This is a genomic window from Streptomyces sp. NPDC045022, from assembly GCF_056432605.1.
Genome location: NZ_JBWKIR010000004.1, coordinates 401,368 through 413,722, shown reverse-complemented (window position 1 = coordinate 413,722; position 12,355 = coordinate 401,368). Strand labels below are relative to the sequence as shown.

At 70.1% G+C, this 12,355-nt stretch carries 10 protein-coding genes and 1 pseudogene; 5 read left to right on the top strand and 6 right to left on the bottom strand.

Translation table 11 applies throughout. The annotated features are described in order from the left end of the window. Nucleotides 1–13 precede the first annotated feature (13 nt). Nucleotides 14–136: a hypothetical protein gene (locus AC07C1_RS10760; RefSeq protein ID WP_478938334.1), complete on the top strand. Its 123-nt coding sequence runs from the start codon at nucleotides 14–16 to the stop codon at nucleotides 134–136. 171 nt (nucleotides 137–307) lie between these two features. Here the strand turns inward: AC07C1_RS10760 and AC07C1_RS10755 are convergent, their stop codons facing one another. Further along, nucleotides 308–655 (bottom strand): DoxX family protein, encoded by a 348-nt coding sequence (locus AC07C1_RS10755; RefSeq protein WP_478938332.1) that lies wholly within the window; start codon nucleotides 653–655, stop codon nucleotides 308–310. Nucleotides 656–765: 110 nt separating this feature from the next. Here AC07C1_RS10755 and AC07C1_RS10750 point away from each other — a divergent pair, with 110 nt between their 5' ends. Beyond that, nucleotides 766–1,461: a nucleotidyl transferase AbiEii/AbiGii toxin family protein gene (locus AC07C1_RS10750; RefSeq protein WP_478938330.1), complete on the top strand. Its 696-nt coding sequence runs from the start codon at nucleotides 766–768 to the stop codon at nucleotides 1,459–1,461. Between the two features lie 139 nt (nucleotides 1,462–1,600). On the opposite strand, the gene aspS is transcribed toward AC07C1_RS10750, so the two are convergent. Continuing rightward, a complete protein-coding gene (gene aspS, locus AC07C1_RS10745; protein WP_478938329.1) occupies nucleotides 1,601–3,364 on the bottom strand; it encodes an aspartate--tRNA ligase in 1,764 nt (587 codons plus the stop codon). 174 nt (nucleotides 3,365–3,538) lie between these two features. Between aspS and AC07C1_RS10740 the strand changes: the two genes are divergently transcribed. Next, nucleotides 3,539–5,752, top strand: a complete 2,214-nt coding sequence (locus AC07C1_RS10740; RefSeq protein WP_478938327.1) for a SpoIIE family protein phosphatase — start codon at nucleotides 3,539–3,541, stop codon at nucleotides 5,750–5,752. Here AC07C1_RS10740 and AC07C1_RS10735 read toward each other — a convergent pair. After that, nucleotides 5,644–6,768 carry an AI-2E family transporter gene (locus AC07C1_RS10735; protein ID WP_478938326.1) on the bottom strand — a complete coding sequence of 375 codons (1,125 nt, stop codon included), beginning with the start codon at nucleotides 6,766–6,768 and terminating at the stop codon, nucleotides 5,644–5,646. The two genes, AC07C1_RS10740 and AC07C1_RS10735, sit on opposite strands and share 109 nt — an antisense overlap. 135 nt (nucleotides 6,769–6,903) lie before the next feature. On the opposite strand from AC07C1_RS10735, the pseudogene AC07C1_RS10730 reads away from it, so the two are divergent. Continuing rightward, nucleotides 6,904–7,172 (top strand): annotated as a pseudogene (locus AC07C1_RS10730) (relaxase/mobilization nuclease domain-containing protein); the annotation flags it as partial. A 66-nt stretch (nucleotides 7,173–7,238) separates the two neighbouring features. Here AC07C1_RS10730 and AC07C1_RS10725 read toward each other — a convergent pair. From AC07C1_RS10725 to AC07C1_RS10715, 3 genes are all read right to left on the bottom strand, one after another. Next, on the bottom strand, nucleotides 7,239–8,390 hold the full coding sequence (locus tag AC07C1_RS10725; protein ID WP_478938325.1) for an HTTM domain-containing protein: 1,152 nt from the start codon (nucleotides 8,388–8,390) through the stop codon (nucleotides 7,239–7,241). After that, complete coding sequence (locus tag AC07C1_RS10720) at nucleotides 8,377–8,928, bottom strand: DUF5819 family protein (RefSeq protein WP_478938324.1); 552 nt, start codon at nucleotides 8,926–8,928, stop codon at nucleotides 8,377–8,379. The genes AC07C1_RS10725 and AC07C1_RS10720 overlap by 14 nt, the downstream gene beginning before the upstream one ends. A gap of 348 nt (nucleotides 8,929–9,276) precedes the next feature. Further along, on the bottom strand, nucleotides 9,277–10,797 hold the full coding sequence (locus AC07C1_RS10715; protein WP_478938323.1) for an ice-binding family protein: 1,521 nt from the start codon (nucleotides 10,795–10,797) through the stop codon (nucleotides 9,277–9,279). Nucleotides 10,798–11,649: 852 nt separating this feature from the next. On the opposite strand from AC07C1_RS10715, the gene AC07C1_RS10710 reads away from it, so the two are divergent. Continuing rightward, nucleotides 11,650–12,237 carry a hypothetical protein gene (locus AC07C1_RS10710; RefSeq protein ID WP_478938321.1) on the top strand — a complete coding sequence of 196 codons (588 nt, stop codon included), beginning with the start codon at nucleotides 11,650–11,652 and terminating at the stop codon, nucleotides 12,235–12,237. Nucleotides 12,238–12,355 lie beyond the last annotated feature (118 nt).

The following is a 12,355-nucleotide window of genomic DNA, read 5'->3' as shown; positions in this document are numbered from 1 at the left end:
CCACGGCGCGATCATGATCGACGATCTGGACGCTTCACCGGAACTACTCGACCTGCTCCGGTTCAACTTGCTGAACGTGAGCTTGGGCGTACCGCTGGAGCGCGTACCTGCCGACTTACTGTTCACCCCGACCTGACGAGCGGTGCGTAAGGCTGCTTCGGGTGTGTCGAGCGGCCCGGGAGTGAGCTGCCCCCCGGGCCGTTCAGCTGTCCGACGTGTACGCCACGAAGTGCGCCCAGGCCTCCGGCGTGAGCAGTGGCCGCCGCCGCACGCGGGGAGGTTGCCGGCCGGGCCGGGGAGATTTCCCTCAGGCCGCGTGACCGAGCACGAGCGCCCCGACCACCGGGACGGCGTAGACCAGCGGGTACGGGATGTGCGCGTACCACCGGGCCCGCGCCACCGTGACGGCGGCCCCGGCGAAGTAGAGCACCAGGCCGGCCCCGGCCAGCACCCCGATCACCGGCACGAACAGCCCGACCAGCAGTCCGATGGCCCCGGCGGCCTCGGCCAGCCCCAGCCAGGTCCACCACGCCCGGGGGACCGAGTAGTCGTCGAGTGCCTTCACGATCCACTCCACCCGCATGAGCAGCACGGTCCCGGAGAACCCGGCCATGAGGGCGGCGAGCAGGGTGACGACGATGGTGGCGATACGCATGACGGGCTCCTGTGTGACGGCTCGGTCGAGCTGCGGACACCCCTCTGAACCCGCTGCGCGCCGCCGTGTGACAGGAAACGGGAGATTTTTTCTGGCAAGGTACGGGTGTCGTGAACCTCCCCGAACCTCACCGGCGGCTCCTCGCGGACGTCGTCACGGCGGGCGGCCCGTACGGGCTGGTGCTCGCCGGTGGATACGCCCTTCAGGCGCACGGACTGCTGCGGCGCCCGCACGCCGACCTCGACTTCGCCACGGAGAGTTCCGAGGCGATGGACCGGATCGCCGGTGCCGTCAGCGCGACACTGGAGGCGCGGGGCCGGCAGGTGCGCGTCGGACCCGTCGGCGTACGCACCGCGCAGTTGACCGTCACGGACCCGCCGAGCGGCGAACCCTGCGCCCTCGCGCTGCACAAAGAGGCCTTCTGGCAGCCGCCGGAACTCACCGATTACGGCCCGGCCCTCTCCCTCGAGGACGCCGTCGGCACGAAGATCCGCGCGCTGTACGACCGGGGCGCCGCCGTCGACCTCATCGACGCCCGGGCCGCCGCCGCCCACTTCTCCCTGCCCGGCCTGGAGGAACTGGGCCGCCGGCACGCCCACGACCCCTTCGACCTGCCCACCCTCCAGTCCCGGCTGACCGGCACGGACTTCTACGCCGACCGGGAGTTCCTGCGCTACGGGCTCGACGAGCCGCAGATCACGGCGCTGCGCGCCTGGGCCCAGCACTGGTCCGACGACATCGCCGAACGGCTGCTGGAGGACGGCGCCTCCCCGGACGAGGAGCCCGATCCCGACGCCGACGAGTGAGCCTCACCTTCGGCGCCCTCGCGAAGATCGCCACGGGCTGGGGCGGCTACGAGACCCTGTCCTGACCCCGGGGGCGCGAACGGCAAGCGGAAGGGCTCGGAACCGGCACCGGTTCCGAGCCCTCTGCGTCGCTCGCGGCCTACTTCGGCTGCGGCTTGCGGATGTCCAGGTGCAGCTCCCGCAGGCGGGACTCGTCCAGCTCGGTCGGGGCGCCCATCATCAGGTCCTGGGCGTTGCCGTTGAGCGGGAAGGAGATGGTCTCGCGGATGTTGGGCTCGTCCGCGAGGAGCATCACGATCCGGTCCACGCCGGGGGCGATGCCACCGTGCGGCGGGGCGCCGAAGCGGAACGCGCGGAGCATGCCCGCGAACTTCTCCTCGACGGTCTCACGGTCGTAGCCGGCGATCTCGAAGGCCTTGAGCATGATCTCCGGCTCGTGGTTCCGGATCGCGCCGGAGGACAGCTCGACGCCGTTGCAGACGATGTCGTACTGCCAGCCGAGGATGTCCAGCGGGTCCTGGGTCTCCAGGGCCTCCAGGCCGCCCTGCGGCATCGAGAACGGGTTGTGCGAGAAGTCGATCCCGCCGGTCTCCTCGTCCTTCTCGTACATCGGGAAGTCGACGATCCAGCAGAACCGGAAGACGCCGTCCTCGAAGTGGCCGGCCCGCTTGGCGGCCTCCACCCGGACCGCGCCCATGATCTTCGAGACCTCGTCGTACTCGCCCGCGCCGAAGAAGACGGCGTGCCCGGCGGCCAGCGAGAGACGCTTGGTCAGCTCGGCGACGTTCGCCTCGGTCAGGAACTTCGCGATCGGGCCGGTCAGCGAGCCGTCCTCGGCCACGCGCACCCAGGCCAGGCCCTTGGCGCCCTGCTCGACGGCGTACTCACCGAGCTGGTCGAAGAACTTTCGGGGCTGGGCGGAGACATCCGGCACCGGCAGCGCGCGCACGTGCTTGCCCGCGAACGCCTTGAACTCCGAGCCCTCGAAGACATCGGTGATGTCCACCAGCTCCAGCTTGGCGCGCAGGTCCGGCTTGTCGGAGCCGTACTTCAGCATCGCCTCGCGGAACGGGATGCGGGGGAAGGGAGAGGTGACGTGCCGGCCGCCGCCGAACTCCTCGAAGAGTTCGGTCATCAGCTTCTCGATCGGCTGGAAGACGTCCTCCTGCTCGACGAAGCTCATCTCGACGTCGAGCTGGTAGAACTCGCCCGGCGAACGGTCCGCGCGGGCGTCCTCGTCGCGGAAGCAGGGCGCGATCTGGAAGTAGCGGTCGAAGCCGGAGATCATCAGCAGCTGCTTGAACTGCTGCGGGGCCTGCGGCAGCGCGTAGAACTTGCCCGGGTGCACCCGGGAGGGGACCACGTAGTCGCGGGCGCCCTCGGGGGAGGTGGCGGACAGGATCGGCGTCGCCATCTCGTTGAAGCCCATCGCCGACATCTTGTGGCGCATGGCCGAGATCACGGCCGTACGCAGCATGATGTTGCGGTGCATCCGCTCGCGGCGCAGGTCCAGGAAGCGGTACTCCAGGCGCCGCTCCTCGTTGACCCCGTCCTCGGTGTTGATCGTGAAGGGCAGCGGGGCGGCCGCGCCGAGCAGCTCGACCTCGGCGACCTCGACCTCGATCTCGCCGGTGGGCAGGTCCGGGTTCACGTTCTCGGTTCCACGTGAAACAACCCGGCCGTCGACGCGGACCGTGGATTCCTTGGAGATCTTGTCCAGGGCCTCGTAGGAGGGCGTGCCGGGACGGGCGACCAACTGCGTGATGCCGTAGTGGTCGCGCAGATCGATGAAGAGGATGCCGCCCAGGTCGCGCCGATTGTGCAGCCAGCCACTCAGCCGGACGTCGGTGCCGACGTCAGAGGCGCGGAGCTGGCCGCAGGTGTGGGACCTGTACCGATGCATCGTCGTTCATCGTCCTTCGTTCGTGGTGTTGCCGAAGGTGCTCTCCTCGGCGGGAACGGGCACTGGGGCCCGGACCCATCAAGGGTACCGGGCACCCCGTGATCGGCTCCCCACCATTACGGCCCGCCCGCCCCACGGTGGCAGGTATCGATCGGATCTTCTTAAAGTAGGGCAATGCGTACAGGCGAGTCCCTGCCGTTTGTCGGTGACGTCCTCGCCGCCCTCGCGACCGGTCTGTGGCACTGGGACACGGCCACCGGACTGGTCACCGTCGACGCGGAGGCGGCGCGGCTGCTCGGGCTGCCCGCGGAGCCGACCACCCTCACCGAGTCCCAGACCCGCGCCCGTCTCCACCCGGAGGACTGGAACGAGATCACCGGTGTCGTGCCGCTGGCGGTCGACGAGGGCACGCTCGCCGAGGTGCGGATCCGGATCATGGACGAGCGGGGCCAGGTGATACGGGTCGTCCGCAGCCGTTCGAAGCCGTCCTTCGACCCGGACCGCAGGTCCTACGAGCTGATCGGCACGCTGCAGGAGGTCACCGAGCCCGTCCCGGGCACGGCGGCGGCACGCAACGCGGTCACCGGGGACTGGCGGCGCTCCCGCGAGGCGTTCCTGCTGGACGCGGGGAGGGCCCTGGCCGAGGCCCGGTCCACGGCGGAGGTGCTGCGGGTGGCGGGCGGCCTGTCGATGCCGGGCTTCTCCCCGGACGGGTTCGTGGTGTTCGGGGTGGAGGGGGACTGGCTGACGATCATCGGCCACCACGGTCACCAGCCCGACGGCATCCGGCCCTTCGCCGACATGCCACTGGCCGCCGACTACCCGGCGGCCGAGGTGGTGCGCACCGGACGCGCGGTGTACCTGTCCTCACCGGAGCAGTACGAGAGCCGCTACCCGGCGACCTGGCCGCTCGTCCGGCCCTTCGGCCGCCATTCCTGGGCCTTTCTGCCGCTGACGGTGGCCGGACGCCCGATGGGTGCCTGGATGGCGGCCTTCACCTATCCCGTGGCGTTCACCCCGGACGAGCGCGCGGTCCTGGCCACGGTGGCCCGGATGCTCGCCCAGGCGCTGTCCCGGGCCGGTGCCGCGGAGTCCGAGCGGGAGCTGACCGAGGGCCTGCAGCGCTCCATGCTGCCGTCGCTGGGCCCGGAGATCCCCGGCATGCGGGTGGCCGCCCGTTACATCCCGACCGGTGGCGGACTGCAGGTCGGCGGCGACTGGTACGACATGATCCCGCTGCCCTCCGGCCGCTTCGCGCTGGTCGTCGGGGACGTCCAGGGCCATGACGTCCGCGCGGCGGGGTTGATGGGGCAGCTGCGCATCGCCCTGCGTGCCTACGCCTCCGAGGGCCACCGGCCGGACGCCGTCCTCTCCCGTGCCTCCCGCTTCCTGCACGGCATCACGCACGACGACTCCCGGGACGATCACCTGTCCGACCTCCGCTTCGCGACCTGTGTGTACGTGGAGGCCGATCCGGCGACCGGGATGCTGGAGATCGCCCGTGCCGGGCACCCGGACCCGGCGATCCGGATGGCCGACGGCACGGTGATGATGCGGCCGACGGCGGGCGGGCTGCCGCTGGGCGTCGACCCCGACGCGGACTATCCGACGACCGGGTTCGCCCTGGAACCCGGGGAGACGCTGATGCTCTGCACCGACGGCCTGATCGAGACCGGCGGGCACGACATGGAGAGCGGCTGGCGGCGGCTGCGCACGGTCCTGGAGGACCACCAGGGCGATGTGGAGACGCTCGCCGACGCCCTGGTGCAGGCGGTGCACGGGCCGTCCTCGCACCACACCACCGGACCGCTGGCCGACCGCCGCGAGGACGACATCGCGCTGGTGCTGCTGTGCCGGCCCGGGGATGGCTGCGGTTGCGGCGACACCGTGACCGGGCGGCCGAAGGTGCGGCGCACGCTGCTGTCGGTGGCGCAGGACGAGCCGGAACGGATCGCCGAGGCCCGCCAGCACCTGCGCGAGCTGCTGCACGACTGGCTCTCCGCCGACCAGGTCGACTCGGCGGTACTGCTGGTCTCGGAGATGGTCACCAACGTCCTCGTGCACACCGACGCCGACGCGCTGCTGCTCGCCGAGGTGACCGGGGACGCCGCCGGGCGACGGCTGCGGGTGGAGGTCACCGACGCGGGCGACGACCTGCCCCACAAGCGCCGCCCCGGCGAGCTGGCCTCCTCCGGCCGCGGTCTGATACTGATCGAGCTCATCGCGGACGCGTGGGGAGTGGTCCCGCGGGGCAGCGGCAAGAGCATCTGGTTCGAGCTCTACGAGCCGGACGGGTCGGGAGGTGTGTCGGAGGGTTTGGCGAGGGGATCCGGCGCAGCCGCGTTCGGCGGCCCGGCTGCCGCGTCGGACGTTCCCGGCCCCGCGTGACCCGTCCTCAGCTCCTGTACGACCCCGAAGGCGGCCGCGGTCAGCGGCACCGCGAGCAGCATGCCGAGGATGCCCGCGACGGAGGCGCCGGCGGTGATGGCCAGCAGCACCACGGCCGGGTGCATCTGCACGGTCCGGCTCTGGATGACCGGCTGCAGCACGTGCCCTTCCAGTACCTGCACCGCGAGCACCACCCCGAGGACCCACAGCGCAATGACGAAACCCCGGTCGGCGAGGGCGACCAGCACGGACACCGCGCCGGAGATGAAGGCGCCGAGGTACGGGATGTAGGCGCCGACGAAGACGAGCGCGCCGAGGCCGATGGCGCCGGGCACCTGGAGGATCAGCAGACCGACGGTGATGCAGAGGGCGTCGATGAGGGCGATGACGGTGGTTCCGCGCATGAAGCCCTCGACCGCCTCGAAGGCGCGCCGGGCGATGGCCTCCACGGTGTCGGCGGTGCCGCCGGGCGCGACGGCGCGCAGGCCCTTGACGGCCCGGTGGGAGTCGCGCAGGAAGAAGAAGACGAGCAGCAGCGCCAGCACGGCCATCGCGATGCTCTCGCCGACGACACTGACCCCGCTGATGACGTTGGACGCGGCCGTACCGCCGAACTTGCCCAGCAGCTCGCGGGAGTTGGCGGCGAGGTCGTCGAGACTGGTACCGGCGGCCCCGAAGTGCCGGGAGACGGCCTTGGCGGCGTCCCGGAGCGAGGTGATGATCTCGCCGCCGGTGTCGATGAGCGCGGCGACGACGATGTACACGGCACCGCCCACGACGGCCACGACGGCGACACAGGTGAGCCCGGCCGCCACCGACGGCTGCACCCCGGCCCGCACGAGCCGCCGGTGCAACGGCCCGAGCAGCGCGGTACCGAGCAGCGCGAGCAGCACCGGGATGACGGCCGTGCGCAGCTCCGCGCACAGCCGCACCCCGACCCACCCCACCCCGGCGACGAGCAGCACCACGGCACACCAGGCGGCGAGCCGGCGGACGGGGTCGGGCAGCAGGTGCACGCGTCCAGCGGATCACGGCCGTCGGCGGGTGTCCTCTCACGCGGGGCCGGGTGGGTGACCTCCCGTCAGCCCTGCGGGCCGCTCTCCGTCATGCCGTGCACGGTGGGGACCGTGCCCAGGCGGCCCACGCCTCCCGCATACCGGGCCTTCCGCCACCTGCCGGCGGGCTACCAGCAGGCCGCCGACCCGGTCTTGGCGGACCTGACGCGGCCGGCGTGGTCCGGGGGGCGGGCCGCGCGAAGGTCCTGCTCGAGACGCTTGGCGGTGGTGGGGCGGGGAACGCGGCGAGCGACACCGGGGCCGCCGGCCACTGTCCCCGACGCCTCCCGGCCACGGTCGGCGCCCGGCGAGAACCCGACAGTGCCGAGCGCCCCGCCGAGGTCCTTGACTGGCGCATCACCGCGTGACCGAACCGGCGGGCCCCGTGGAGAGGCCCCGCGCCCTGACCAGACCTTCTCGGATCGGGGCCCTCACTGTCTCGGCGGTGTGTGCTGCGGCGGCACGAGTGCCGGCTCTCCGCGGGACGGAGCTACCGCCCCCGGGACGGGTGTCCGCCGGGTGGTGCGGCGCAACAGCGGTCCGAGAGACCGGTAGAAACGGTCCGGAAGGAACACGGCGTCCGCGACGATCATGGCACCGGAAAAGAGCGGCAGACCCAGGAACACCGCGATACCCACGTGCATGCTCAACAGCACCGTCAATACGGCGTACTTCAGCCTGCCGAACAGGACGAACGGGAAGGCCACCTGCAACAGCACCGTCAGGTAGCAGGTGACGGCGATCAGCAGGTCGTGTTCGTCCGCCACGGCGGAGAGCTCGGGCCAGGGCTGGAACAGGTCGAGGTTCAGGACGTAGTGGAGGGCGGTGCCGTTGCCCCAGGAGGCGCCCTGCACCTTGTACAGGCCCGCGGATCCGTAGAGGAAGCAGACCTGGACGGCGATGACGAGCATGCCGCAGTTGTGCAGCACGGTGATCACTGTCAGGCGCGCCTCGCGGAGGTGACCTCGGAACTCGCCCGATGCCTGGTCCAGCGGGAGCCGGGCGGTCTTGTCGGCGGACGCTCGGAGCCGGGTCCTGCGCGCGTCGAGGGACCATCGCCGGCCACATGCGGTGAACACGAGATAGAGGGCCATGAGGAGCATGAGGTTGTCCCCTCCGTCCGCCATGTAGATCGCCCTGGCGTGGAACGACGTCACTACGACCGCGAACAGCACGGACACCGCTCTGGTCCGCCAGCCCAGCATGAACAGTGCGCAGGTGATGAGGGCTGCCGCGTAGCAGACCTCGAAGTAGGCCCGACTGTCGGACAGTGTGAGGATGCTGGCCCAGCCGGTCTGGTCGAAGAGTTGCCTGGCCAGTGCCGGCGTCCACGGTGAGCCGGGACCCCAGATCTCGTCGCGGTGGGGGAACTCGCGCAGCAGGAAGCAGAAGTAGAGGAACCCGTACCCGATGCGCAGAGCCGCCGCGGCGTACAGGGAGATCGGCTGCTCCAGCAGGAGGGCGAGGAGCGCGGCGATACGGACCGACATCGGCTGCGGCGCGTGTGCGCTCGCCCGCTCGGTGCCGTGTCCCGGGCGCCGCGGCCTGGCCGCCGCGAACGATGTCTGCTCAGTCTGTCGCATGGCGGGCCACCTTCCACCAGGGCAGGTAACGAGTGTCGGCCGGCCCATGTGCGGCCGTGCCGGGACCGGGGCCGCCCGCTGCGTGCGGCACGGCGATGGGCACGGTGATCACCCGCAACTGGATGAAGTCGAACGTGCCGTGGCGATGGGCGGCGACGCGATCCGCGGCGATGTTGCGCAGGTATCGCTGGATCATCAGGGCGCGCTGCGAGCGCGAATGGTCGTCACCGCCGTGCGTCTCGAGGTAGGAAATCCAAGCCCGGCGCAGCATGTTCTGTGCTGTGTGGCTCGGGAAGGGGTCGTGTTTCACCGCGGTGGTGTCGACGGCGGTCAGGTCGAACCATCCGCTGACCTGGACGGTGCCGTCCGGGGCGGTGTGCGCGGTTCTTGCCGAAATCTTCCGGTTGACCGATTCCGGGTCCGGGGCGAAGAGTCGCCAGTTCTGTTCGAACAACGGGAAGATCCAGGCGTTGATCTGCCGGCTGTACTGCCGGGAGATGGGATTTGGTGGTGCCACCTGCAGGAACACCAGGAGCACGTGGACCAGGGCCGTCGCCAGACACAGGACCACGGTGACGCGTACTCCGGCCCTGAGTGTGACGGGCGGCTCCGAAGGAGCTTGGAATGCAGGCGGTCTCCCGCCCCCCTTCTGCGCGGTCGGCCCAGCGCCGGCCGCGTCCGACTCGTCGGCATCCGGTGATGCAACGCCACCCCGCACGGCTCCATCCGGCCTTTCCGTCCCGACTTCTCTCACCTGGTTCTCCTGAGCTTTCGCCGACGGCGTGCGGCGGAATCGACGACGATCCGCGCCGCACGCCACCCGTCCTACTCCCGCACTTGGACGGCTGCCCCCGAGCACTCACCCTGTCGGAGTGGACCGTGCACGCTAGGCACGATCACAGCCGTAGTCATCGCCCTTGCCGGGCTTTTCGAGCTTTCCGGGCTTTTCGCCGTAGCCGTAGTGCTCATCGGGCTTGTGGCCATGTCCGTCGGGCTTGCAGCCGTGGTCGTTCCCACCGGTCGTTCCGGTGGCGCCAGTGGTTCCGGTGGTTCCCGTGGTGGCGCCAGTGGTTCCGGTGGTTCCCGTGGTGGCGCCAGTGGTTCCGGTGGTTCCCGTGATGGCGCCAGTGGTTCCGGTAGTTCCGGTGGTGGTTCCGGTAGTTCCGGTAGTTCCGGTGGTGGCTCCGGTAGTGCCAGTACTGCCGGTGGTTCCGGTAGTGCCGGTGGTCCCGGTCGTCCCGACAGTGCCGCTAGTGCCGGTAGTGCCGGTGGTCCCCACAGTGCCGCTGGTTCCGGTGGTTCCAGTCGTTCCGACAGTGCCGCTGGTGCCGGTGGTACCGGTAGTGCCGGTCGTTCCCGTAGTGCCGGTCGTTCCCGTAGTGCCGGTCGTTCCCGTAGTGCCGGCCGTTCCCGTAGTACCGGCCGTTCCCGTAGTACCGGCCGTTCCCGTAGTACCGGCCGTTCCCGTAGTACCGGCCGTTCCCGTAGTACCGGCCGTTCCCGTAGTACCGGTACCGGTAGTGCCGTCCGTTCCGGTAGTACCGGTAGTGCCGGTACCGGTAGTGCCGTCCGTTCCGGTAGTACCGGTAGTGCCGGTACCGGTAGTGCCGTCCGTTCCGGTAGTACCGGTCGTGCCGGTAGTGCCGGTCGTGCCGGTAGTGCCGGTACCGCACTCCGGCCGGGTGATCCTGTTGGTGTCCAGCGTCACGGCACCGTTACGGGCCAGCGCCCGCCCCTCGATGTTCGCGCTCGTGTTGGCAGTGATCGAGGTCATGGCCAGGATGTTGCCCACGAAGGCAGTGCTGGTGCCGAGAGTGGCCGAACTGCCGACCTGCCAGAACACATTGCACGGCGAGGCGCCGTTGATGAGGGAGACGCTGCTGCCGGACCCCGTCGTGAGACCCGAACCGATCTGGAACACCCAGACGGCGTTGGGGTCCCCCTGCGCATCCAGGGTGAGGGTGCCGTTGAGGTCCAGCGTGGAGGAGGCGGTGTAGACGCCCGGAACCAGAGTCAGGCCAGCGGCGTCCGGGGGAAGTGCTCCATTGGAGGCCTGTCCGGCGGCGGCGTCGTACGCCGCGGCCAGGTCGGTCTGAGCATCCTGAGCCACAGTGTCCGCAGAGTGCAGGGTCCCGTTCACCACGGCGGGCGGCCCGTAGCCGGAGATGGACGTTCCCGGAAACACTCCGACATCTCCAGTGATCACCGAGGGGCCGGTGTTGGTGGTCGCCGAACCGGCCAGTACCGCGAAGCTGTCCGCCCTGCCCAGATCCACAAACGTGACGAGGGCACTCGCCTGCGTCGAAGTCACGGCGACTAGGACAGCGGAGATCACCACGGCAAGTACCGCCGCGGTCCATACCGACAAAGTGCGCCGCAGAAGCGCGACAGGGATATTGAGCGTCATCGAAGGGCCAACTCCTGTGAGGGGAAAGTGACGTATTCGGCGGTTCTCAGTCGCGCAGAATCGCCGGTTTTCTGCCCCCGGCATATTAGTCAGGAACATTCGCCGGATTACGACTCATTTGGGCGGTTTTGCCGACCTATCGAGCGAATCGCGTAATACATATAAAATGTCCGGTGGGCCGGATGGCGTCCCTTTCCCACCCGGTCGGACGACGGGCTGAACGGAACAAAGAGGAACACCCGCCACATCCCCAGAACGCGCTCCGCCGGTATCGACAGCCGCTTCCCCGAATACCCAGGTCGTCTCCACAGCCGCCCCGGCGCGTGCGGAGTAGGGGGACAACACCGAGGGCATTCCGCACACCGGCTTCGACGCCGGGTCGTTCTCGGTGAGAGATGAAACCCGGGGCGCCGAACCAGCGGCCCGGAGACGGGTCCGCATCATGTCGGCGACCTTGCACCGACCCCTGCCACACCCCGAGCCCGTCACAGCCCCGGCGGCGCGTCTCGCGCTGAAGACCGCCGGCACGACCGCACCGGCAAGTCCCTCAGGCCGGCCGACACCGCACCCGACACCGCAGCGTGACCCGCCTGCCGCCCGTGCCATCACCGCGCACCGCGGTGGTGGACCCGGCGCTTCTGGTCCTGGGCGGCCGCCTTCTCGTCGTAGGGGTACGAAGACAGGGGCCGAAGCGCACCGGCCCTCGCAACGGCCCCGAGACACAGAACCGTTGAGCTTCGCGGGAGCGTAGCGCGTCACCGCCCTGGCCGCCTACGCTTCCCCCACGCGTGATCGCAGAGGTCGTTGTCTTACCGACCGGGGGGGCTTCCCGGTCCGGGAGCAGGGGGGCGTATGGCGGCGAGTCCAAGAAAGCTGCAAAAGATCGCGGACCGCGAGAGCCAGGCAGCGATCCGGTACCTGCAACGCGGTTACCCCGAGCGTGCCTTGGCGAGCAGCAGTAAGGCGCTGGAGGCGGTGCGGCAGTTGCGGGTAGCTGAGCCGGAAGAAGTCGACCACACGCTGGCTCTGGCATCGGTGCTCTACAACCATGCGGCGTTCCTTGCGGCGTCCGGTACTCCCGCTGAAGGGGTCAGGGCGGCACGTAGCTCATTGGCCTTGTACGAGTCGCTTCTGCCGGACAGCTCCGCGGAGGGGGTTGCCGCGCTGGTCCGCCGCTCCTCGCGGCAGGCGGCGCTGCGCCCACAGCGGCCGACACCTGTGGAGGTGGCCATGTGGGCGGCGGATGTGAAGGCGCGGTTGTGTCCCTTGCTGGCTGAGGCCGAGGGCCCGAGCGCGTGGGGGGAGATCAACCGGCTGGGCAGAGAGGCCGTGGCCCTCTACGAGCAGGTCGTCCGTGTTCTCCCGGAGCAGGCGGAGGGGCTGGAGCGGGTGGAAGAGCAGTATCGCCGGGCGCTGGATTTCCTCGGCGAGCCGGCCTGACCCGGGTTGCGCCGGCGGGTGCTTCACCGCCTGGAGCGCGGCCGCGATCTGCCACGTAGCGGTGCTGTCGAACCTTCTCGTGGACAAAGCCACGCGCGGCAATGGGGGCTACGGACCA

What these genes read in the sequence shown, in the direction of transcription:
- AC07C1_RS10760 (WP_478938334.1), top strand. Translation starts at nt 14, where the DNA reads ATGATCGACGATCTGGACGCTTCACCGGAACTACTCGACCTGCTCCGG.
- AC07C1_RS10755 (WP_478938332.1), bottom strand. Translation starts at nt 655, where the DNA reads ATGCGTATCGCCACCATCGTCGTCACCCTGCTCGCCGCCCTCATGGCC.
- aspS (WP_478938329.1), bottom strand. Translation starts at nt 3,364, where the DNA reads ATGCATCGGTACAGGTCCCACACCTGCGGCCAGCTCCGCGCCTCTGAC.
- AC07C1_RS10740 (WP_478938327.1), top strand. Translation starts at nt 3,539, where the DNA reads ATGCGTACAGGCGAGTCCCTGCCGTTTGTCGGTGACGTCCTCGCCGCC.
- AC07C1_RS10725 (WP_478938325.1), bottom strand. Translation starts at nt 8,390, where the DNA reads ATGCGACAGACTGAGCAGACATCGTTCGCGGCGGCCAGGCCGCGGCGC.
- AC07C1_RS10715 (WP_478938323.1), bottom strand. Translation starts at nt 10,797, where the DNA reads ATGACGCTCAATATCCCTGTCGCGCTTCTGCGGCGCACTTTGTCGGTA.
- AC07C1_RS10710 (WP_478938321.1), top strand. Translation starts at nt 11,650, where the DNA reads ATGGCGGCGAGTCCAAGAAAGCTGCAAAAGATCGCGGACCGCGAGAGC.